The sequence below is a fragment of the Microvirga pudoricolor genome (assembly GCF_016892705.1).
GTDB lineage: Bacteria > Pseudomonadota > Alphaproteobacteria > Rhizobiales > Beijerinckiaceae > Microvirga > Microvirga pudoricolor.
Map to the genome: position 1 here is coordinate 852,156 of NZ_JAFEMB010000001.1, position 21,915 is coordinate 874,070.

Sequence of the window (21,915 nt, forward strand, 5' to 3'; positions counted from 1 at the left end):
CGATCCACTTTCTCTCAAAGGCGTGGGAGCGAGACGCCCGATGAGCGCGCTCCTTCCGTTCAGGTGATCGTGCCCGTCGCAAGCGCATGCTCGACGCCACCGGCCACATGGTGGGTTAGAATCTCGCAGGCACGGGTGGCGTCGCGGGCAAGAGCGCATTCGAGAAGAAGAGCATGCTCCCTCGCGGCGACCTCGCCGCGATAGCTCAGGGCAATCATCTGGTAGCGCAGATACTTGTCGAAGACGGATGCGTGGTTGTCGATCAGCATCCTCGATCCGCAGGCCGATATGAGAGCCTGGTGGAATTGCCAATCATACCGCTTCCACTCCTCGGTGTGGCTTCTGTCCCCGTCGGCCATCTGGCCTTCCATTCGGGCCAGGCGGTGATGGGCTGCGACGACACGTCCTTCCCAATCCATATCGCCGGCCCGAAACGATTGCTCGAGGGCGCGGCATTCGAGGAGTTGACGCAGGGCTGCGATCTCCCGCAGGTTCGAAATGGAGACAGGCGCCACCTCGAAGCCTTTCTGGCCTTCGGCCGCGACGAGCCGCTCGGAGTGAAGGCGGTTCAGGATCTCTCTGAGCGTGCTGACGCTCGCCCCATAATCCGCCTTCAGGCGTTCGAGCTTCAGCTTCTTGCCGGGCGGAAGACGGCCGAAGATGATGTCGGCCCGGATCCTCTGGTAGGCGCTCTCGCCGACCGTCGAGGGCGGAGCGGTGGCCTGCAGATCGCCGGTCATGTCAGCGCTCCGCTCTCGAGCGTGTAGGCCACGCATCCGTTGACGTGCTGTGTGAGCAGCCGGCAGGCTTCCTCGGCGTTGCGGGTCAAGGCGCAGTTCAGCAGCACGCGATGCTCCTCGGCCGCGATCTCTCCACGAAACACGACAGCCACCATCTGGTAGCGCAGATATTGGTCGAAAACGCCGCCATAGAGATCGAGCAAGGTCTGAGAACCGCAGGCCTCGATCAGGCACTGGTGGAACTCCCGGTCGTACCGCTTCCAAAGTTCCGTGCCGGCCTGGTCCCCGGCAAGCATTCGCCGCTCCATGAAGGAGAGCTTGTGATGGGCGGCCACGACGCGGCTCTCCCATTCCAGATCCCCCGCCGCGAAGGAGAGGGACAGAGCATAGGTTTCCAGGAGGAGCCTCATCGCGGCGACATCCTCAAACCCCGCTGGCGAAACGGGGGCGGCCCGGAAGCCCCGCTGCCCCTCCGCGATGACGAGGCCCTCCGACGACAGCCGGCTCAGGATCTCCCGCAACGTGCTGACGCTCGTGCCATATTCGCCGGACATCCGGTCGAGCCTGAGGCGCGCTCCCGGCGCCAGGCGACCGAACACGAGATCGGTCCGGATCCGATCATAGGCCCGATCCGCAATGGATGTCGCCAGCAACTCGATGCTCATCTGCTCTCCACGACCCGAAGGTCCCCGGAACTTAAGGTTTGCCCGACCCTTCGCCAATCCGCCATGCCTTAAGAAATATGTTTAAATCCAAAATATCAGATGATTTCAATAATGACTATTGATTTAAAGATTGTCGGAGCCGATAGTGCACCTAAGACGCAGCGGACTGCGCGGCACGACAAGGAGAGGAACTCATGGCATTTGAAATCAATCGCCGCTTTCTGGTGGCGGCAGGCGCGGCTTTGCTGGCGTGGAGCGCGGCGGGGCCGACCGCAGCCCAATCTCCTGCGAACCTCCGGTTCTCGGCAGTGTTTTCGGAGCAGGACATCCGGGCTGAGATGATGAAGCGGTTCGGCGAGGAGGTTAAGGCTCAGGGCTTCAACCTTCAGCCCTATTACGGCGGCAACCTGTTCAAGCAGGGCACCGAGCTCGTTGCCATGCAGCGCGGCAACCTGGAGATGGGAAACATTGCCCCGCAGGACATCTCAAACCAGATCCCAGGCTGGTCCATCGTCACCTCCGCCTATCTGTTCCGCGACGCCGATCACTTGAAGAAGGTGTTTGCCAGCGACGTCGGGCAGCAGCTCAAGAAGATGGCATCGGACCAGTTGGGCATTCATATCCTCGGCGCAACCTATTTCGGAGCCCGTCAGGTTGGGCTGAAGCCTACCAAGAAGATCAACACGCCGGACGACATGGCCGGGATCAAGCTTCGCATGCCCGGCGGGGATGCTTGGCAGTTCCTGGGGCAGGCGATCGGCGCGAACCCGACGCCGATGGCCTATGCGGAGGTCTATACCGGCTTGCAGACGGGCGCGATCGACGGACAGGACAATCCGCTCCCAAACGTACAGAACATGAAGTTTTACGAGGTGATGTCGCAGGTGGCCCTGACCTCTCATCTGGTCGGTTTCGATCTGCTGGCCGTCTCCAATAAGGTCTGGAACGCCATGTCGCCGGAGAAACAAGCCGCCTTTCAAGCTGCGGCCGACAAGGCGATCGAATGGAGCACCCAGGAACACCTGAAGAAGGAGGCCGAACTCGTCAGCTTCCTCAAGGAGAAGGGTCTCAACGTCTACACGCCTGACCTGAAGGCCTTCCGCGAATTCGCCCAGAAGAAATATCTCGCGTCGGATCTGGCAAAGGCCTGGACGCCCGGCATGCTGGACAAGATCAACGCCCTGTAGCGCCTTTCCGATGGCCGCCGGACATGAAAGCTCCGGCGGCTGTCCGCATCCTGATCGCCCATTCGAGTAATATGAGGGATGGATCCCCATGACCGCAGGGTTGAGAGCTGCCGGCTCGTGGCTGGCTCGACGGGCTGAGAACGTCGCGGCCGCCATGCTGGCAGCGATGTTTCTGGCTTTCCTCCTCCAAATCGTCTTTCGCTATGTACTCGGCCTGCCCATCGGCTGGACGCATGAGGCGAGCGCGATCCTTTGGATATGGCTCGTTTTGTGGGGAGCAGCCGTCGTCGTCACCGAGAAGGAAGAGATCCGCTTCGACATCATCTACGGATCGGTCGGGCCCAGAGCCCGACGGGTGATGTGCGTCATCACGGCCGTGGCGCTGGTCACGCTCTATGCCATCTCGTTTCCATCAGTTCTGGACTACGTCACCTTCATGAAAGTGGAGAGGACCAGCTATCTGAAGATCCGCTTCGACTGGTTGTTCTCGATCTATATCATCTTCGTGGTGGCCAGCATCGTTCGATACATCTGGCTCGGCTGGCAGGCCCTACGAGGCGTGGCACCGGAGGAGTTCGATCCCACCAAGGCGAGTTCCGGCGTATGAACCTCACAAGCCCCTTCTCGCTCGCCATCGTCGCGATCACGCTTCTGGCCTTTCTTGGGCTGCCCATCGGTCACGCCATGATCGCGGGCTCCATCCTGTATCTGTTCCTGGCCGGCCTGGACATGGGAACCGCTGCCGAGCAGCTTTTGAACGGGATGTATTCCAATTACATCATCCTGTCCGTGCCTTTGTTCATTCTGGCTGCCGAATTCATGAATATTGGCAGCATGACCGACAGGCTCATGGCCTTCTGCAACGCGCTGGTCGGGCGCTTCCGCGGGGGATTGGCCCACGTCAACATCCTGCAGAGCATCATCTTCGCAGGCATGTCCGGTTCGGCGATCGCCGATGCCGCCGGAACGGGGCGCATGATGCAGGTCATGATGACCCGTGACGGTCGCTACCCGGCCAGCTATGCTGCAGCCTTGACGGCCGTCTCTTCCGTCATCGGGCCCATCATCCCGCCTTCGATCCCGATGGTGCTCTACGCTCTCGTCTCCGACGCCTCGATTGGATTCTTATTCCTGGGCGGCGTGATCCCAGGGCTGCTAATGGCCTTGAGCCAGATGATCATCGTCTTCGTCACGGCGCGCCGCAGGAACTTCCCGGTCGAGAAACCGGTCCCCTTGCGCGAACTCCCGCGGATCACGTGGGCGGCGTTCCCGTCTCTGATGATGCCGGTCGTGCTCCTCGGAGGGATTTACAGCGGCGTGATGACACCGACCGAGGCTGCCGCGGTGGCAGCGGCCTATGCGCTCATCATCTCGGCTGGCCTTTATCGCAGCGTGAGCTGGCGTGCCTTCTATCAGTCGCTGGCCGTCAGCGCCCGCACGACCGCATCGATCGGCATGCTGATAGCCGGTGCGCTTGTGTTCAATTATGTCGTCACGGTCGAGAACATCCCCGAGGGCGTCAAGGCTCTGCTCGCAAGCTGGAACCTATCTCCCGTCGGCTTTCTCATCCTCGTCAATATCCTGCTTCTCCTGCTGGGTTGCGTGTTGGAGGGAACGGCGATCCTGCTCATCGTGGTCCCGGTTTTCGTTCCAACCGCCCAGGCCCTCGGCATCGATCTCGTGCATTTCGGCGTCGTGGTGGTGGTGAACATCATGATCGGCCTGATCACGCCGCCTTACGGCCTGCTTCTTTTCATCATGGCGAACATTTCAGGGGAGCCCCTGCGGTACATCGTCCGCGATACGCTTCCCTTTCTCTTCGCCATGATCGTCGCTCTCGCAATTCTCACCTTCGTGCCTGAAACCGTTCTCTGGCTCCCGCGCCTTTTCGGCTACCAGGGATGATCGGTTCTACCGTAAAAGAAACGACGTCATGAGTGCCTCGATCTACATTCTCAATGGTCCCAATCTCAATCGCCTCGGAACACGCGAGCCAGAGATTTACGGTCGCACCACTCTGACGGAGGTCGAGGCGGCCTGCCGGGAGGCCGCCGCTGGCCGGACCGTGGTCTTTCGTCAATCCAACAGGGAGTATGAGATCATCGAGTGGGTGCATGAGGCCATCGATGAAGGTAGCGGAATCATCATCAATCCAGCCGCTTTCACGTTCACATCCATGGCCATCATGGATGCGTTGAAGATGTTTCAAGGACCCATCATCGAGTTGCACATCTCGAACATTCACAAGCGTGAGCCAATCTATCACAAATCCTACGTGTCGCCGGTTGCAACGGCCGTCATCGCAGGTCTCGGCACCAGCGGCTACGCCATCGCGGTTCGGGCGCTGCTCGACATGATCGGCGCCGCTCCGTCAAAGACCTGATCCCCGTGTCTCGAGGGCACTCTCCCGGCTTCAGATCCTCAGCCTACAAAGCTTCCGACATGTGGGACGCGCCCTCTGTTCTGGTCGGGTTGGTCGGCGCCGGCATCCAGGCGTCGCGGACGCCCGCGCTGCATGAGCGCGAAGGTGCCGCGCTGGGCCTGCGTTACATCTATAAGCTGATCGATCTGGAATCGCTGGGACTTCATGCCAATGCGCTGCCGGATATTCTCGCGGCCGCACAGCGGCTCGGTTTTTCCGGCCTGAACGTTACCCATCCCTGCAAGCAGTCGATCATACCCCTGCTCGATGCCTTATCGCCTGACGCGGCAAATCTGGGTGCGGTCAATACGGTGGTGCTGACGGACGGTCGGCGCGTAGGACACAATACCGACTGGTGGGGCTTTGCTGAATCCTTCCGGCGTGATTTGCCGGATGTGCGCCGCGACCGCGTGGTTCAATTCGGCGCTGGCGGCGCCGGCGCCGCCGTCGCTCACGCTCTCCTGACGCTCGGTGTGGGCGAAGTTGTCATCATCGATACCGACTCCGGTCGCGCCAGGAACCTTGTAGAGGCCTTGCGCGGGCGCTTCAGCCGAGCCCGCGCATCGACAGATGTTTCTGTCGTGGAGGCTCTGAGGGCGGCCGACGGCCTCGTCAACACGACGCCGCTCGGCATGACGAAACATCCAGGCATGGCCCTGTCGGCCGACCTTCTGCGCCCGGATCTCTGGGTTGCCGACATCGTCTATTTTCCCCTGGAAACGGAGTTGCTTCGCGTGGCCCGCGCCCGAGGCTGCCGCACCATGTCCGGAGGCGGCATGGCGGTTTTCCAAGCCGTCGGGGCTTTCAGGCTCTTTACAGGCCGTGAGCCGGATGCGGATCGCATGCTCGCGCACTTCAGGGATATGTAACTCCAGGGGACAGAGGCCATCCCACAAAGCGGGAGAGGCCGCCCGGAGGTCAGGCTCTCAGTTGGGACACCGAAACGTGCATGCTGCCGCTCAATGCGTCGCCGGAGTTCAGTTCGACGAGGTCGCCAAAGCTGGCGAGCTTGGCCTGGTTATGCACATTCGGAACATGACTGACGGGCTCGATGCAGACGGCATCGCCTCCGGGTGGCACATAGACATGGAGGTTCGAGAACGCATCCGTCGCGCACAGGCTCACCCGTATCCCGGCTCCGGGTCGCTCCAGTACGACACGGCGCGGTTCCCAACCGGCATAGTGACCGTCGAAGTCCTCGAGCCCGTCCAGGAGCGCTCCGGCCGCAAACGGTGGTCCCGAGTGACTGGAGATGAAGCGGGACGGCAGATGGCGCTCTTCAGCCTGCGACAGGGAGGACGCGTGGAATTGAAGGCTCGCAGCCTCCTCGCGCACGAAGTAGGGGTGCAGCCCCAGTCCGAAGGGCATCCTGTCGCCGCGGTTCAGGATGGTCAACTGAACGGACACGCCTGACGGGTCGAGCTTGATCGCCTGGACGAGATCGTAGGAAAAGACATCGTGCCGGCACCGATGAAGGAGACGCAGGCTCGAATCGGTCTGCGAGATCCGTTCGAATCGCTCGAACCGGGACAGTCCGTGGATAGCGACATTCTCGTCCGGGCGGTTGACAGGAAGCCGATGCGTGCGTCCTCCGAAAGCGAAGATTCCGCCGTCGATGCGGTTGGCGAATGGAGCCATCGGAAAGCATCCCACGGGCGATGGCGCATGGGGCACGAGTTGATCGTCGCTGCAGGATCGCAAAATGGAAACCGCGCGCCCTGCCTCGTCGATCCAATCCAGGCCCGTGATGTTGGCGCCGAAATCAGGCGCAACGGACAGGCGGAAACCTTGGGCTGAAAGGTTGACCTGGGTCACAGCCTCTCACCCGGTTCGTCTCGTGTGTATCCGATGGCACAATGCGATGCACCCTGGAACGCCAAGGAGACGGCTTCGCCCGTCTCTGCATTGACCCGATCCGCATAGGCCTCGGCGTCATCCTGTGGGAAGTAGCCGATGCGCTGTGCATCGTCACCGATCCACCAGCGTCGCGTGTTGCGCGATATGCCCCAGACAACCGCATAACCCGGGTTCGGCACTGTCAGAGCGGCGATCATCAGCCGGACGAGATCCGGGTAGGACAGCCACGTGGCCAGATGCCGCGTGTCGACCGGCTCCGGCACACAGGATCCGATCCGGAGATGCACGCTCTCGACCCCGTGCTTGTCGTAGAACAACCGTCCCAGTAGCTCGACATAGGCTTTGGAGAGCCCGTAATAGCCGTCGGGACGATAGGGATCATCGATCGTCAGCGTTGCGCCGCGGGGATGAAACCCTATCGTATGGTTTGAACTCGCGTAGATCACCCTAGCCTCCCGCATTCGGGCGACTTCAAAGACGTTCAGGGATCCTAGAATGTTGGCATCGAGGATCGCCTTCGACGACAGCTCGGTATTGATACCGCCGAAATGAATGATGTCCGTAACGTCCTCCGGACAGGCCGCCGCCAATGCTCCTTGGTCAGTGAGATCGGCGGCGACGAAGTCGACCCCGTCCGGCAATTCATCGGGAAAATGCGCGAGATCGTTCAACTGCAGCCGGAATCCAGCCTGCGCGAGGCCCGGCACGATGACTCGTCCAAGCGTCCCCGACGCCCCGGTTACGAGAATCCGCTTCGCATGCGGACGCCCCGCCCCTTCTCCCGCTTCGATACTATTCCCGACCATCGATCTAAAGACCTTTCATCCGGGCGACGGCTGCTCCGGCAACCGCCGATTCGGCGATGAAGATACCGCCGTCGGCTCCGTCCCCGTCGAGGCCGATGCGAAGGGAGGTTACCGCAAGAAGGCGCAGATCTGGGCCGCAGAAGCAGGGCATCGTCGGGGCCTGCACTGGGACGGGACAGCGATCGATCAGCCGTCCGCCGGGATCGAAACGATTCAGCACGCCGGCCGAGACGCCGGCGCTCCAGTAACAGCCCTCCCGGTCGCAGGCACCTCCGTCGGGCCTGCCGGCGGCATCGTCCAAGTCCGCGAACCTCCGGCGGTCCGACAGGGCTCCACTCACCGGATCGAACGTGTAGGTCTCGATGGTCGGCCCTCTCGAGTCGCTGTGATACAGCCGGCGCCCGTCAGGAGACCAAGCGAGGCCGTTCGAGACCTTGAAGCCTTGCGCGACCCTCTCCACCGATCCGTCGGCGCGAACGCGGTAGAGCGACCCAAGCGGCTCCTTCGAGGGCCGATCGTCCATGCTGCCGACGTAGAAGCATCCGTCTGGACCGACCTTGCCGTCATTGAGGCGGTTCGTTTCGGGTTCTGGAGCCTTTGCCAGTGGAGACGTTTCTCCCGTCTCCGGATCGAAGACCGCAATGTCGCGACCGAGCGCGACGACGAGCCGGCCGCTCTCGGTCAAACCCAAGGCCCCGACCGCGCGGTCGAACTGCCAGCTCCCTTCCAGGGTGCCGTCCAATGCCACTCGATGGATCGCCGGCCCGAGGATGTCACACAGGAACAGCACACCGCGCCTGTCATCCCAGACCGGCGATTCGCCGACCTGGCTGCGCAGAGATCCAAGTTGCCGGAACGGGATCACAGGTCCCCTCTGCCGGTTCGCCGAATGACGGCATCCGGATTGTCAAGCACGAAGGGGCTGAGTTCGAGTCCGAGCCCTGAACCTTCGAAGGGATGGATGTGGCCGTCCACGATACGCGGCATCACCGTGACGAGGTCCCGATACCAAGAGCTGTAATAGGCCCTGACCGATTCCTGAAAGATGGCGTTTGGTAGGTTCAGGGAGAGATGGATCGAGGCTGCGAACACCACCGGTCCGGTGCAATCGTGTGGAGCGACGGGGCGTTGGAAGGCTTCCGCCATGGTGGCGATCTTCTTGGCTTCGCTCAGGCCGCCACACCAAGAGACATCGAGCATGACATAGTCGGCCGCCCCCTTGCGGAGCAGTTCGAGAAACTGAGAGCGCGTCGCCACGGTCTCGCTGGCGCAGACCGGCAGGCCGGACCGCATGGCATACGTCGCCAGGGCTTCAGGATCCTGCATCTTGATCGGATCCTCCGCCCAGAAGGGCCGAAACTCCTGCAATCCCCTGGCGATCGCAAGGGCGGAGGGAAGATCCCACATGGAATGGAGTTCAACCATCACCTCCATCTTGTCACCCACCGCGTCGCGGATCAGCCGGAACGGCTCCAGCGCCTTGTCGAGATCCGACCGGTGAATGAAATTGCCGCCGCTCGTCACCGCGTAAGGGTCGAACGGCCAGATCTTCATGGCCGTGATCCCCTCTTCGAGAAGGCTCTGAGCCAGGGCGCCGGCATCGCGGGTGAACGCGATCTGATCCTCGTATGGGCCTTCGGCAGGGGTATCCCGGTCGCCGATATAGCGGCGCGCGCCGGACTTGTTGTACGTGTATCCGGCGCAGGTGTTGTAAGTCCGGATGCGGGGGCGCGACAGACCGCCGAGCAGCTGATGCACGGGTTGTCCGACGGCTTTCCCGAACAGATCCCACAAGGCGATGTCGACAGCCGAGGCCGCTCTCATTTCCACCCCTGAAGAGCGGAATCCGACATAAGTCTCGGTGAGTGTCTTCGAGATCGCGTCGATCTCCAGGGGATCTCGACCGACGAGAATGGGCGCAACCTCGCGATGCAGATAGGTGGCGACCGCATCCGCACCGCGGAACGTTTCTCCGAGACCGATCAATCCTTCGTCAGTGTGAATGCGTAGCCAGAGGATATTATTGAGGTGGGGAAGTTGGATTGTCTCGAGAGCTGTTATCTTCATATTCAAAGTTCCGCAGATGCCAAGCTGTCGTTACGCTCCTGGCCTTGATAGGATCACCGGGGAGCTTGCCTCTGACATCAGTTCAGAAGAGGGGCCGCCTCCCCGGCCCAGCCCGCGGCAAATTTCATATCGCTCAGGTAAGCCTGAATTGTCCGGCCATGGAAATCAGGGGCAACCGCGCTCGCTTTGCTGGAGCGAGCGCGGTCATGGGCCATTACTTTTTCGACCCGATCTCCTCATCCCATCGCCGGAAGGCTTGGACGAGTTGCTCGGGCTCGAGCGGCAGCTCTTTGGGATTGTCGGCGATGAGCTTCTCGTATTCCGGGCGGCCGTATTCGCGGATCGCATCCTGGCTCGACTGAGGAGCCATCGAGAGCGGCACGTCCTTCACCGCCGGGCCCGGATAGAAATAGCCTTCGTCATAAGCATAGGCCTGCTGGTCTTTCTTGAGCATGTGTCCGATCAAGTCGACGAGAACCGGGATCCGCTCGGCGGCTACGCCCTTCGGGATGCTGAGGTAGTGGGCATCCACGACCCAGTGGAAGCCTTTGAGGGAAGCAACCTTAGCCTCTTTCGGCACAATGCCGAGAACTCGGGGATTGATGTCCCAGCCCGTGGTCGTCACCAGCATATCGCGGGTGCCGTCGCCGAACTCCTTCATCGTAGCCGTGGTGCCGGCCGGATAGTATTCGATCGCGCTGTTCAGTTCCTTCAGGTAGGCCCAGGTCTTGTCCCAGCCTTTCATCGGATCTTTCGGGTTCGAATCCCCGAGGAGATACGGGAGCCCCATCAGGAACGTGCGGCCGGGACCGGAATTGGCCGGACGCGCATAGATGAACTTCTTCGGATTTTGCTTCGCCCAGGCAAGGAGTTCCTCGGCGGTCGTCGGTGGCGTCTTCACGCGATCCGGGGCATATTCGAGCAGCGGGCCCGACGGGTAGTAGCTGACGACGACCCCGCGTCCCTTCGCGAGCTCCTGCATGCGCCATGCGGGATCAAGATAGATCGCCTGAAGGTCCGGGAGCGATTTTCGATGCTCCTCGACGACGTTGAGGTAGATGTCGTCCGCGAGTCCTGCCGAGAGGGCGTCGGGCCCGATGATGACGAGATCGATGTCGACGCGGTTGGCCGATTGCTGTGCACGAATCTTGCCTGGGAGCTCGGGGGACGGCGCCTTGGTGAAGGTCATCCGCGAGATCAGGTCCGGGTTGGCCTTCCGGTAGTTGTCGAATGCCGGCTGGGTGAGCGCCAGATTTCCGGCCGCATCGATGATATTGATCGAAAGGGGGCTCTTTGGCTTTGCCACCTGCGCCAATGCAGGGAGGTTCAGGCCTGCCGCACCGGCCAAACCAAGAGCACCGCCCAATACGTGGCGGCGCGACAGATCACGCGGATTTTTCGTCATGTTTCCCTCTCCAGATGCTCGGATCTTCCGGCGTTCGAACGCCTGTTCTTGTCATTTCAGATATTTACTCAGCTGCCGAAGGCAGTCCGACGGGCCGCCCTAGATCCGACAGAACCGATGCGAGCTTCGTACGGTCCGCTTCGGAAAGCCGGGGCAGGCCCGGCAGGCGCACGGCCCCAACGTCCCATCCCTCAAGCATCAGGGCTTCCTTGACCACGGTCACATTCGCACCGTTGTTGTGCCCTGTGCGCAGCGTCTCGAATGCCGCGATGGGAGAGATGAGTCCTCGCGCGTCGGCATAGCGACCTTCGTCCAGTGCCCGCCAGATCTCAAGAGATCGCTCCGGATCCACGTTCACCAATCCCGACGTAAAGCCTCTCGCACCCATCGCGTAGAAAGCCGGAGCCCAGCCTTCGGCAAGCCCGCACACCCATACCGCCGGCGAGCCCTCCGTTCCCCGGATACACTCCGCCAGAAGCATCAGGTTCTGGGTCGCGAACTTGATGCCTGCCACATTCGGATGCAGGGCGATGCGGACCAATTCCGAGACGGGGAGCGCATCGGACCGAAGATAGGCCATCACCGGGACAGTGGCGGCTTCCGCGATCGACAGGAAGTATGCGCTTTGGGCGCTGGGCGCCGCAAAGGGATCGAGGGGATGATGAATCATCAAAGCCTCGGCGCCGGCCGCAATCGCATGTCGGCCGGTCGCTATGGCTTCTGACAGAGACCGGCCGACGGCAGCCGTGCGCACGGCGTTCGGACCCATCGCTTCGAGCGCGACAGCCTGCAAGCGCACCACTTCGTCATATGTCAGGCTGAAAAATTCACCGGTGTTACCGCCAGACACGATGTTGTGAATGCCGGCATCGGCGATCCGCCGAACGATCTGCCGCACGAGGGCTTCGTTGAGCCCTCCATCCTGCGAATAGGGCGTAACGTGAATACCGGAAATGCCGTGCAATGAGGCGCGCACACGTTCCATCGTCATATCGTGTCTCCCAGGCGCGTTGCGCCGAATACGGTCTGGACGTGCCGTTGGCCGGACCGCACGACATGATCGCGCATGATCCGTTCCGCAGCGTCTTGGTCACCTGTTGCGATCGCCTCCGCGATGGCTCTGTGCTCGCCGAGCGCAAGACCCCGCTCTTCCGCTTCGCCAAGCAGTCCGACTCTGATCGTGTGATTGTACATCTGCTGCTTGGCTTGAAGCCGGCAGAGGTAGTCGCAGCCCGACGCCTCATGGATATGACCATGAAACGCCTCGTTGAGGTCGATGAGGAGGGTGATATCGCCTGCGGCCGTCGCCCCCTCCATGCGCCGGACGAGATCTCTCAGCCGCTCGACGTCGCTGGGCTCAGCCCGTTTGGCGGCCAGACGCGCGATCATGCTTTCCAGAGCGGCTCGTGCGAGGGACATCTCCTCCGCCTGCTGTGCGCCGAAGGTGACATAAACCCCTCTACGAGCCTCGGTTCGGACGAGGCCCTCGGATTCGAGTTGCCTGAGCGCTTCCTTCAGCGGCGTCGTGCTGACCCCAAGTTCGCGCGCCAAGTCGCGCTCGCTGAGGCGCTCTCCGTCCTGGAATCGCCCTGCGACGATTGCGTCACGGAGATTGTGATGCACATGATCGCGCAGATTTGCCAGAAAGATAGGATGGACCGGGACGACCCGTTCACTCTCCGCCATGATGCCTCTTGCTCGACCTGATAAACATCCTAAGCATTGAAATCTGATATATCAAGCATCAGATTTTTATCGAATAGCGTTCTTACGATTTGCCAGGCTGTATTGTTCTAGAACATAAGCGGAACATAGCGGCGGCGATCTGGTGAAGACAACCTTCAAATATTATGCGGTTGCATATATGGCCTGAAACAAGTGCGTCCCGCGGGAGCCTGTACACAAGTCCTTGCGGCTGCACACTTTTGAACGGGGTCGGCGGCCTGCGGCACGATCCGCCGCGATTGCCTTGCATCAGGGCAGCGCCTCCCTCTTACAATGGGCAACCGCTCGGCCCTGCCCGCCAGACTGCAAATTCGCCTCCCCTGGCTCTATCCTAAGATAGCCCCTGGACCGGCTCTGCGTCACGACATCGTGAGTCAGTCCTTTCAGTCCGTAATCTGACTCCGGGGACGGCCAAGCGTCTCGATGAAGGTCGACTGCTTTGCATGGGTGGCGGGACCGCTCGCTGGTCTCGGACAGCACTCCATCCTAGTGGCGGCACAATCTTTCCGCAGGCCTTACCCTAGACTAATTCCAACCAGACGCAATTTGTGTCCATGAATCAGGTGGCGCCCCCGCCTGCGATAGACCGCCAGCCCCTCTACGCAAGGAGCTTCGACCCGCCATGTCGGTCCCCCACGATTTTGAACTCAACCGTCGCGACCTGATGGTCGGCGGGAGCACCTTGGCGGCCATGACCGCCGTCCCTGCTGCGGTAAAAGCCCAGCCAAATTCAACCGGAGGAGCCGCCTTGTCGAACATATCGCTGACCGTCAATGGTCAGGCCCACGCCCTTGAACTCGACACCCGCACGACCCTTCTCGACGCCCTGCGCGAGCATCTGCACCTCACCGGATCCAAGAAGGGGTGCGATCACGGCCAGTGCGGTGCCTGCACGGTTCTCATCGACGGACGCCGCGTCAATTCCTGCCTCACGCTCGCGATCATGAACGAAGGCATGGAGATCACCACGATCGAAGGCCTCGGCGCACCCGATCAGCTTCATCCCATGCAGGCAGCTTTCATCAAGCATGACGGATACCAGTGTGGCTACTGCACGCCCGGACAGATCTGTTCCGGTGTAGCCGTGCTGGGCGAGATCAAGGCTGGAATCCCGAGCCATGTGACGCCCGACCTCATGCAGCCGGTCACGGCGAGCGACGAGGAGATCCGAGAGCGGATGAGCGGCAACATCTGCCGATGTGGAGCCTATTCGAACATTGTCGAGGCCATGACGGAAGTCGCCGGGAGGCAAGGATGAGAGCCTTCACCTACGAACGAGCCGCATCCCCCGTCCAGGCGGCTGCTGCGGCCGCTGCCAACCCCGGCGCGAAGTTCATCGCGGGCGGCACGAACCTGCTCGATCTGATGAAGCTCGAGATCGAAACGCCCTCCCACCTGATCGACGTGAACGGGCTGGGGCTCGACACGATCGAAACCATACCCGAGGGCGGTTTGCGGATCGGAGCATTGGTGCGAAATACCGATCTCGCCGCCGATGAGCGGGTGCGGCGCGATTACGGCGTGCTCTCGCGGGCGATCCTCGCCGGCGCCTCCGGGCAGCTCCGCAATCGGGCAACGACGGCCGGCAATCTCCTTCAGCGGACCCGGTGCCCCTATTTCTACGACACGGCTCAACCCTGCAACAAGCGTCAGCCCGGCTCGGGCTGCTCCGCCATCGGGGGATTCTCGCGTCAGTTGGGCATCGTCGGCACGAGCGAGGCCTGCATTGCCACCAATCCGTCCGACATGGCCGTGGGTCTTCGCGTTCTCGACGCGACGATCGAGACGGTCAAGCCGGATGCCACGACGCGCCGGATCCCCATCGCGGAGTTCCACCGCCTGCCGGGCGATACGCCCCATATCGAAACTGTACTGGAACCAGGCGAATTCATCACGGCGGTCACCCTGCCGTCCCCGGTCGGCGGAAAGCACGTCTATCGCAAGGTTCGCGACCGCGCCTCCTATGCCTTCGCCCTGGTGTCGGTGGCGACGGTCCTGCAGCAGGATGGAACCGGCCGCGTGGCCGTGGGTGGCATCGCGCACAAGCCCTGGCGAGTCGAGGCCGCCGAGGCCGAGCTCCCTCGGGGGGCGAAGGCAGCGGCCGAACGGTTGCTGGCAGGCGCAAAGCCCACGCATGATAACGCTTTCAAAATGCCGTTGGTCGAGCGAGCGCTCGGTTCCGTATTGGACGAGACGAGGAGCTGAGCCATGAAATTCGACAAGCCGGAGACGACGAACCCGATCGACCAGCTCAAGGTCGTGGGCCAGGCGGTCGACAGGGTCGACGGCCCTCTCAAGGTCACGGGCACCGCGACCTATGCCTATGAATGGCACGATCCGGATTCGCGGCTGGCCTACGGCTACCCGGTCGGGTCGACGATTGCCAAAGGTCGGATCGTCTCCATGGACCTCTCGCGCGCCCGGGCCGCACCGGGAGTCGTGACGGTCGTAACGGCCGAAGAGGCCGGCGAACTGGGCAAGGGCTCCCGCAATGTCGCGACGCTCCTGGGCGGCCCCGACATCGAGCATTACCATCAAGCCATCGCTATCGTGGTGGCAGAGAGTTTCGAGCAGGCCCGCGCAGCTGCCTCTCTCATCCAGGTGACGTACCAAGCGGCGGACGGCAAGTTTGACCTAGCTGCCGAAAGAGAGGGCCTGGGACCGACCGGGTCGGACGACAAGGTCGGTGAGTTCGAAACGGCTTTCGCAAACGCGGCCGTGCGGCTCGACGAAACGTACACAACGCCGGACCAGTCGCATGCGATGATGGAACCGCATGCGTCCCTCGCCTCCTGGGATGGCGACAAGCTCACGATCTGGACATCCAACCAGATGATTGCCTGGAGTGTCGAGGACATCGCGAAAACCCTCAAGATCCCACCCGCGGACGTGCGCGTCGTCTCTCCTTATATCGGCGGCGGGTTCGGGTCGAAGCTATTCGTTCGGTCGGACATGATCCTGGCGGCCCTTGGCGCTCGCGCAACCGGGCGTCCCGTGAAGATCGCGCTGCCCAGGCCGTTTCTCATGAATAACACGACCCACCGGCCGGCCACCATCCAACGGATCAGGATTGGTGCCGAACGGGGCGGCAAGATCACGGCCATTGCTCACGAGGGATGGTCAGGCAACCTGCCGGACGGCGAGCCCGAGAACGCGGTGGATCAGACGAAGTTGCTCTATGCGGGCGCCCACCGCCTGACAGGCACCCGCTTGGCAACGCTCGACCTGCCTGAGGGGAATGCCATGCGGGCGCCGGGCGAAGCTCCCGGCTTGATGGCGCTCGAGATCGCCATGGACGAGATGGCCGAGAGGCTCGGGCTCGATCCGATTGATTTTCGGGTCATCAACGACACGCAGGTCGATCCCGGCAATCCGAACCGGCCTTTCTCCCATCGTCAACTTGTGGAATGTCTGCGTATCGGCGCGGAGCGCTTCGGCTGGTCGGCCCGCAACGCCCGCCCTGCGACCGTACGGGAGGGACGCTGGCTCAAGGGCATCGGAGTTGCCGCCGGGTTTCGCAACAACCTGACCATGAAGTCAGGCGCCCGGGTCAGGCTCGACGGTCGCGGCGTCGTGACGGTCGAGACCGACATGACCGATATCGGTACCGGCAGTTATACGATCATCGCCCAGACAGCGGCTGAGATGATGGGCCTTCCGATCGAGCGGGTCGAGGTCAGACTTGGCGATTCGACGTTCCCGGCCGCGGCAGGCTCCGGCGGCCAGTGGGGTGCCAACAGCGCGACCGCCGGTGTGTATGCGGCTTGCGTGAAGTTGCGTGAGACTGTGGCGCAGAGGCTCGGCTTTAACTCCAAGGACTGTGTCTTTGCCGACGGCGAAGTCCGGTCGGGAGACCGGCGGGCACCCTTGACCCAGGCCGCCAGCAACGGTGAGGTCGTCGTGGAGGATACGATCGAGTTCGGGGATCTGAGGAAGACGCATCAGCAGTCAACGTTCGCGGCCCACTTCGTGGAGGTGGGCGTCGATGCGGCAACGGCCGAAACGCGGGTGCGACGCATGCTATCGGTCTGCTCGGCGGGCCGCATCCTCAACCCGAAAACCGCCCGCAGCCAAGTGATCGGCGCGATGACCATGGGTGTGGGTGGCGCCCTGATGGAAGAGCTCGCCGTCGATACGCGGCGCGGTTTCTTCGTCAATCACGATCTCGCGGGCTACGAAGTGCCCGTGCATGCGGATATTCCCCACCAGGAGGTGATATTCCTCGACGAGGTCGACGTGATGTCCTCACCCATGAAGGCGAAGGGCGTTGGCGAACTTGGTCTGTGCGGGGTCGGCGCGGCGGTCGCGAATGCGGTCTACAACGCGACCGGCATCCGCGTGAGAAACTACCCGATCACTCTCGACAAGCTGATCACCCAACTCCCCGGCGCAGCGTGAGAGGGGCTTCAGGCAGCGCTTTGCAGAGCAGGCGCGCCGGACGACGGGCAAGCGGGGCATAGCAGTCCCGCTTGCGACGGTTGGCGTAAGTTAGGCGATGGGCAATCAGAACTTGGCCAAGTCGACGCGGCGGTGATCCTCCTTGTATGGTGCCGGCGCCACCGTCGCCCTGACGGTCTTCTGTGGTTCACCGGGGTTGCCCCACACGACGTCCACCTGAGTACCGGGCTCGCTCTTCTCGACCGAGATCGTGCACAGGGAGAGCATCTCGCGGAAGTAATAGCTGTAACCGCGCGAGGTCGACACCCCGACTTCCACCCCGTTCTGCACCACCTTGTCGGCGTACATGAAGCCACGCTGATCCCGCGGCATCTCCATGAAGTGGTAGGGCCGATCCTTGCGAAACAGGGATGCGTAGACGTCCACGACGTCGTCCGGGTTCCAGACCAGCGTTCGCATGACCCTCTTCGGGTTGGCCACTTCATGTTCGAGGGCTTCCCGGCCGATGAAGTCGTGGTCGAATTTGATGTTCTTGGCCCAGCCGAGTTCGACGGGAGACCGGTACCACGCCGAGACGTCGTCGGCTTCGAAGCTGCCCGCGATGTTGAAGGTCGAGGCAAAGCCGGGCATCGCCGCCTTGAACTCGGCCAGATATTCCTTCATCTCGTCATGGAAGATCGCCGGGAGGTAGTCTGTGACAATGGTGGGAAAGCAGGCCTCGAGGTGGTTGATGAATGCCGCACGGCCACCGAGGCGGCGGATGCCGAATTCCTCTCCGGCCTTCAGGATGGCGTCATAGATCTCGGCCGCGTATTCCGTCGGTCCCTGGAGCTCGAAGCCCGGTTCTCCCGCCATGCCCTGACGCAAGGCCAGGACGTCGCGACCGTTGATCGTGATGTTACCGTTGCGCATGAACTTGATGTCGCGCAGATTCTGGCCCGATGCCTTTTCGACGACCGCCAGAGCTTTGGGACCCGAGACCTGGAAGTTGAACCAGTCATCCACCTGGGACGTCGCGTTGTAGGTGCCGTGACGCAGCTTGTAATCGACCCAGAACGTGCCCCGGCCGAAGAGCATGAACTCATCGTCGCCCAGCCGCGTCAGGATTCCCTCGGCGATGACCTTGCCCTGTTCCGTCGTATGGATGACGTGCTTGGACTGATTGATGTCGAACTTGGCAAATGAGTTGACCGACGTGTCGGAGAACAGTTTGAGAGCATCCGGCCCGCGAAAGCGCCGCTCCCACAGGAAGGACCAGTCGCCGATATAGCAATTTTCCTTCCAGGACATGCTCTCGTCGATCCAGTCGGTGTATTCGGGCAGGCCCCACCGCGTGGTGAAGTAACCGGCCGGCGTCCTGCGCATTTCCTGAATGTTCATCGGTCTTCCCTGTCGTATGAGTTTGTCGGCTGCCGCGAATGCCGCAGGCTCTGGGTGCCCGGGCGTCGGACCGCTTCGGAAGGTCTGACGTCAGCCCACTGTCCGCAGCCGCAGAAGCCGCAGGATCGGGACATTCTCCAACGATCTTTCGCTCTCCAGAGCCAAGCGCAGATACTTCGTGGCCGAGAAGGAGTGCTCGATGGCCAGTGCCTGAGCGCGCGTTCCTTGGCGATTGCGGATCGCCTCCAGGATATAGCGGTGCTGGTCCTGCGCGACGGACAGGATGGTCTTGACCTGGGGGCTGTCCGAACCCGACGACTTCACGAAGGCGTTGGGAGCCGCGAACGGGAGGCTTTTGATCCTGTCCAGGGAACGCGTGACCATCGCGCTTCCGGAGGCTTCGAGCAGGAGCTCGTGGAAGCGATCATTCAAAATCATGTAATCGTCGAGATCGAGGGTGTCATCGAGCTTCGATACCACTCGATCCAGGTCGGCCACGCAGCGCTCCATCTGGCCCAGGACCGAGGATGGCGCGCCCCGTTCGGCCGCGAAGCGGGCCGCCATGCCCTCCAGGGTTCCGCGAATCTCGATAGCGTCCAGGAGTTCGCCCTCCGTGAAGCTGCTGACGACGAAACCTCCACTGGGCAGCTGCTCAAGCAGCCCTTCATCCTTGACCCGAACCAGCGCCATGCGGGCTGGCGTGCGGGAGACTCCCAGCGCCTCCACCACCACGGTCTCCGAAACGCGGGAACCGGGAGGCAATTCGCCATCGATAATCATGCCGCGCAAGCCCAGGATGGCCCTGAGCGTCTGAGACTGCGAATCGTCGCTCATGCGGTTTTCTCCAGCTTCATTCGGTCCTTCGCCCTCTAAGCCATCAATGAGCTCATCGAGACCTTCAGCATTCGCTATGTATACGGTTTATCTCTTGGTGAACATCTCTGTAGGTTAAGATTGGCTCATACCAAGGGATATTGTTGACCGTTAAACAGCTATACGTATACGCTACGAACGCTAAAACCTCAAATGCACGGGAGCGAAACATGGGCATCAGGCGTTGCGTCTGGATCGGTAGCGCGCTTGCCGTACTGGCATTGACCGGTACTGCATCGTCGGCCGAGACCGTGAAGGTCGGCGTGATCGGGCCCTTCTCAGGCCCCTTCGCAGGATCCTTCGGAACCCCCTTCCGCCAAGGGGTCGAAACCTATGTGGCCCAGCACGGCGAGCCCTCGCCGGACATCAAGATCGAATGGATCTTCAAGGATCTGCCCCAAACCGACCCCCAGAAGTCGCGGGCGATCGCCCAGGAGCTCATCGTCAAGGACAAGGTTCAGTACCTCGCGGGCTTCGTGTTCACCCCCAACGCCCTTGCGGTCGCTCCACTTGCCAGCCAGGCCAAGATCCCCACCGTGATCTTCAACGCCTCGGCCTCCGCCGTCGTGAGCAAGTCCGACTACTTCGTGCGCACCTCCAATACCCTGCCGCAGGTGACGATCCCCGTGGCGAAGAATGCCCTCAAGAAGGGGATCAGACGGGTCGTTACGGCGGTCGCCGATTATGGGCCTGGCGTCGACTCGGAGGCGGCTTTCAAGAAGACCTTCGAGGCGGGGGGCGGCCAGGTCGTCGAGGCGATCCGCATGCCGCTCAACACTACCGATTTCACGCCGATCCTCCAGCGCATCCGGGCGCAGAAGCCGGACGGCCTGTTCGTCTTCCTGCCCTATGGCCCCCCTACCTACAGCTTCGTCAAAGCCTATTATGAAAACGGCCTCAAAAAGGAGGGAATCGCCTTTCTCGGCACCTCGGAGACCCAAGAGACCGACCTCCAGGAGCAAGGCCAAGCGGCTCTGGGACTGGAGACGGGCTATCACTATTCCGCCGTCCATCCCTCTGCCGAGAACAAGGCGTTCGTCGCAGCCCTCACGAAGACCCATCCGGGGGCGGTATCGAACCCGGCGGCTGTCGCAGCCTATGACGGGACGCACGTGCTCTATGAGATGATCAAGGCCACCGGCGGCAAACCCGATCCCGATAAGGCCATCCAGGCCGTCAAGGGCCTGGCCTGGACAAGCCCACGCGGCCCGATCCGGATCGATCCCGCCACCCGGGACATCGTCCAGAACGTCTACATGCGAGTGGTCGAGAAGGACCCGGCCAGCGGCCTTCTGATCAACCGTGAGACCGAGACGTATGAGGCTCAGGCCGATCCTGGCGTGGCTCCCTAGAGGCCTGCCCCCGTCCATGTCGACCCGCCTCCGCAAGAGGCGGGCCGCCCTGTGCCATAACCGAGCGCCTGACCGCCTTTCCAAGGACCGCCGGACATGTCGACCCAGTCCTTCGTTCTGACCCTGTCGTGCCGGAACGTTCCGGGCATCGTCGCGGCGGTGTCGACCCACCTCTACGACAGCGGGTTCAACATCCTCGATGCCCAGCAATTCGACGATGAGGAGAGCGGCCACTTCTTCATGCGGGTCGTCTTCAACGCGACTGCCGATAACGCGAGTACCGCCGGGGACTTGAGGGCGGCGTTCGAACCTGTATCGTCCCGCTTCGACATGGCATGGAAACTTCAGGACCAGAGCCGGCGACAACGGGTCATGCTCCTGGTATCGCGGTTCGACCACTGCCTGAATGACCTACTCTATCGCTGGCGGATCGGCGAGCTGCCCATGGACATCAGCGGCATCGTGTCGAATTACCCCCGCGAGAGCTATGCTCATGACGAGTTTGGTGCGATCCCGTTTCATCACCTGCCCGTGACGAAGACCACGAAGATGGAGCAGGAGGCGCAGCTTTGGGAGTTGGTGCGTGAGACCCGGACCGACCTCGTTGTGCTTGCGCGATACATGCAGATCCTCTCGGACGGATTGTCGGCCAAGCTGGCCGGACGCTGCATCAACATTCATCACTCGTTCTTGCCCGGCTTCAAGGGGGCCAAGCCTTATCACCAAGCTCACGAACGTGGCGTGAAGCTGATCGGAGCGACCTCCCATTTCGTGACGTCCGACCTCGACGAGGGGCCGATCATCGATCAGGACGTCGAACGCATCAGCCATCGTGACACGCCCGACGACCTCATTCGCAAAGGCCGGGATATTGAGCGCCGCGTCCTGGCGAGGGCCGTGCGCTATTACCTGGAAGACCGCGTCATCCTGAACGGACGCAAGACGGTGGTTTTTCCGGGATAGGTTTCGGCCCGGCATGAGATCAAGCTTCCTTACGGAATTTGCCCTGCGGTCTCCTTGGGAGAGTGCGCAGCATCT

21 protein-coding genes are annotated in these 21,915 nt (G+C 61.9%); 10 read left to right on the forward strand and 11 right to left on the reverse strand.

The genetic code is table 11. The features are described from left to right. Positions 1 to 59: 59 nt before the first annotated feature. The gene (locus tag ILT42_RS03985) at positions 60 to 740 is read right to left on the reverse strand and encodes a GntR family transcriptional regulator (protein ID WP_204214014.1); all 681 of its coding nucleotides are present in this window, start codon (positions 738 to 740) and stop codon (positions 60 to 62) included. Beyond that, positions 737 to 1,405, reverse strand: coding sequence for a GntR family transcriptional regulator (locus ILT42_RS03990; RefSeq protein WP_204214015.1), 669 nt, complete (start codon positions 1,403 to 1,405; stop codon positions 737 to 739). The genes ILT42_RS03985 and ILT42_RS03990 overlap by 4 nt, the downstream gene beginning before the upstream one ends. Before the next feature lie 194 nt (positions 1,406 to 1,599). Between ILT42_RS03990 and dctP the strand changes: the two genes are divergently transcribed. The 5 genes from dctP (at position 1,600) to ILT42_RS04015 (ending at position 5,883) form a co-directional block, all read left to right on the forward strand. Continuing rightward, a complete protein-coding gene (gene dctP / locus ILT42_RS03995; protein WP_204214016.1) occupies positions 1,600 to 2,592 on the forward strand; it encodes a TRAP transporter substrate-binding protein DctP in 993 nt (330 codons plus the stop codon). 88 nt (positions 2,593 to 2,680) lie between these two features. Further along, entirely contained in the window at positions 2,681 to 3,199 is a 519-nt protein-coding gene (locus tag ILT42_RS04000; protein WP_204214017.1) for a TRAP transporter small permease, read from the forward strand. Beyond that, positions 3,196 to 4,497, forward strand: a complete 1,302-nt coding sequence (locus tag ILT42_RS04005; protein ID WP_204214018.1) for a TRAP transporter large permease — start codon at positions 3,196 to 3,198, stop codon at positions 4,495 to 4,497. Before ILT42_RS04000 ends, ILT42_RS04005 begins: the two co-directional genes overlap by 4 nt. 28 nt (positions 4,498 to 4,525) lie before the next feature. Next, on the forward strand, positions 4,526 to 4,975 hold the full coding sequence (gene aroQ, locus ILT42_RS04010; RefSeq protein ID WP_204214019.1) for a type II 3-dehydroquinate dehydratase: 450 nt from the start codon (positions 4,526 to 4,528) through the stop codon (positions 4,973 to 4,975). 59 nt (positions 4,976 to 5,034) lie between these two features. Next, positions 5,035 to 5,883 (forward strand): shikimate dehydrogenase, encoded by an 849-nt coding sequence (locus tag ILT42_RS04015; protein WP_204214020.1) that lies wholly within the window; start codon positions 5,035 to 5,037, stop codon positions 5,881 to 5,883. 49 nt (positions 5,884 to 5,932) lie between these two features. Here the strand turns inward: ILT42_RS04015 and ILT42_RS04020 are convergent, their stop codons facing one another. The 7 genes from ILT42_RS04020 to ILT42_RS04050 all read right to left on the reverse strand — a co-directional run bounded on the left by ILT42_RS04020 (position 5,933) and on the right by ILT42_RS04050 (position 12,835). Then, the gene (locus tag ILT42_RS04020) at positions 5,933 to 6,829 is read right to left on the reverse strand and encodes an aldose epimerase family protein (protein WP_204214021.1); all 897 of its coding nucleotides are present in this window, start codon (positions 6,827 to 6,829) and stop codon (positions 5,933 to 5,935) included. Further along, positions 6,826 to 7,677: an NAD-dependent epimerase/dehydratase family protein gene (locus tag ILT42_RS04025; RefSeq protein ID WP_204214022.1), complete on the reverse strand. Its 852-nt coding sequence runs from the start codon at positions 7,675 to 7,677 to the stop codon at positions 6,826 to 6,828. Before ILT42_RS04025 ends, ILT42_RS04020 begins: the two co-directional genes overlap by 4 nt. Before the next feature lie 4 nt (positions 7,678 to 7,681). Beyond that, on the reverse strand, positions 7,682 to 8,542 hold the full coding sequence (locus tag ILT42_RS04030; RefSeq protein WP_204214023.1) for an SMP-30/gluconolactonase/LRE family protein: 861 nt from the start codon (positions 8,540 to 8,542) through the stop codon (positions 7,682 to 7,684). Beyond that, positions 8,539 to 9,744, reverse strand: coding sequence for a mandelate racemase/muconate lactonizing enzyme family protein (locus tag ILT42_RS04035; protein WP_204214024.1), 1,206 nt, complete (start codon positions 9,742 to 9,744; stop codon positions 8,539 to 8,541). Before ILT42_RS04035 ends, ILT42_RS04030 begins: the two co-directional genes overlap by 4 nt. A gap of 214 nt (positions 9,745 to 9,958) precedes the next feature. Next, positions 9,959 to 11,149 (reverse strand): extracellular solute-binding protein, encoded by a 1,191-nt coding sequence (locus tag ILT42_RS04040; RefSeq protein ID WP_204214025.1) that lies wholly within the window; start codon positions 11,147 to 11,149, stop codon positions 9,959 to 9,961. Positions 11,150 to 11,213: 64 nt separating this feature from the next. Beyond that, complete coding sequence (locus tag ILT42_RS04045; protein WP_204214026.1) at positions 11,214 to 12,140, reverse strand: dihydrodipicolinate synthase family protein; 927 nt, start codon at positions 12,138 to 12,140, stop codon at positions 11,214 to 11,216. Further along, the gene (locus ILT42_RS04050; RefSeq protein WP_204214027.1) at positions 12,137 to 12,835 is read right to left on the reverse strand and encodes a GntR family transcriptional regulator; all 699 of its coding nucleotides are present in this window, start codon (positions 12,833 to 12,835) and stop codon (positions 12,137 to 12,139) included. The genes ILT42_RS04045 and ILT42_RS04050 overlap by 4 nt, the downstream gene beginning before the upstream one ends. A 661-nt stretch (positions 12,836 to 13,496) precedes the next feature. Between ILT42_RS04050 and paoA the strand changes: the two genes are divergently transcribed. From paoA to paoC, 3 genes are read left to right on the forward strand one after another with little or no spacing between them, the layout of a single operon-like run. Then, positions 13,497 to 14,132, forward strand: a complete 636-nt coding sequence (gene paoA / locus ILT42_RS04055; protein ID WP_204214028.1) for an aldehyde dehydrogenase iron-sulfur subunit PaoA — start codon at positions 13,497 to 13,499, stop codon at positions 14,130 to 14,132. Continuing rightward, on the forward strand, positions 14,129 to 15,079 hold the full coding sequence (locus tag ILT42_RS04060; protein WP_204214029.1) for an FAD binding domain-containing protein: 951 nt from the start codon (positions 14,129 to 14,131) through the stop codon (positions 15,077 to 15,079). The genes paoA and ILT42_RS04060 overlap by 4 nt, the downstream gene beginning before the upstream one ends. A gap of 3 nt (positions 15,080 to 15,082) precedes the next feature. Next, positions 15,083 to 17,272 (forward strand): aldehyde oxidoreductase molybdenum-binding subunit PaoC, encoded by a 2,190-nt coding sequence (paoC, locus tag ILT42_RS04065; RefSeq protein ID WP_204214030.1) that lies wholly within the window; start codon positions 15,083 to 15,085, stop codon positions 17,270 to 17,272. A gap of 105 nt (positions 17,273 to 17,377) precedes the next feature. Here the strand turns inward: paoC and ILT42_RS04070 are convergent, their stop codons facing one another. Together ILT42_RS04070 and ILT42_RS04075 are read right to left on the reverse strand one after the other, a co-directional pair. Beyond that, a complete protein-coding gene (locus ILT42_RS04070; RefSeq protein WP_204214031.1) occupies positions 17,378 to 18,652 on the reverse strand; it encodes an aminomethyltransferase family protein in 1,275 nt (424 codons plus the stop codon). 90 nt (positions 18,653 to 18,742) lie between these two features. Continuing rightward, positions 18,743 to 19,486: a GntR family transcriptional regulator gene (locus tag ILT42_RS04075; protein WP_204214032.1), complete on the reverse strand. Its 744-nt coding sequence runs from the start codon at positions 19,484 to 19,486 to the stop codon at positions 18,743 to 18,745. Positions 19,487 to 19,695: 209 nt separating this feature from the next. On the opposite strand from ILT42_RS04075, the gene ILT42_RS04080 reads away from it, so the two are divergent. Together ILT42_RS04080 and purU are read left to right on the forward strand one after the other, a co-directional pair. Next, a complete protein-coding gene (locus ILT42_RS04080) occupies positions 19,696 to 20,877 on the forward strand; it encodes an ABC transporter substrate-binding protein (protein ID WP_204214033.1) in 1,182 nt (393 codons plus the stop codon). A gap of 96 nt (positions 20,878 to 20,973) precedes the next feature. Next, positions 20,974 to 21,840 (forward strand): formyltetrahydrofolate deformylase, encoded by an 867-nt coding sequence (gene purU, locus ILT42_RS04085; RefSeq protein ID WP_204214034.1) that lies wholly within the window; start codon positions 20,974 to 20,976, stop codon positions 21,838 to 21,840. The last annotated feature ends 75 nt before the right edge of the window (positions 21,841 to 21,915 follow it).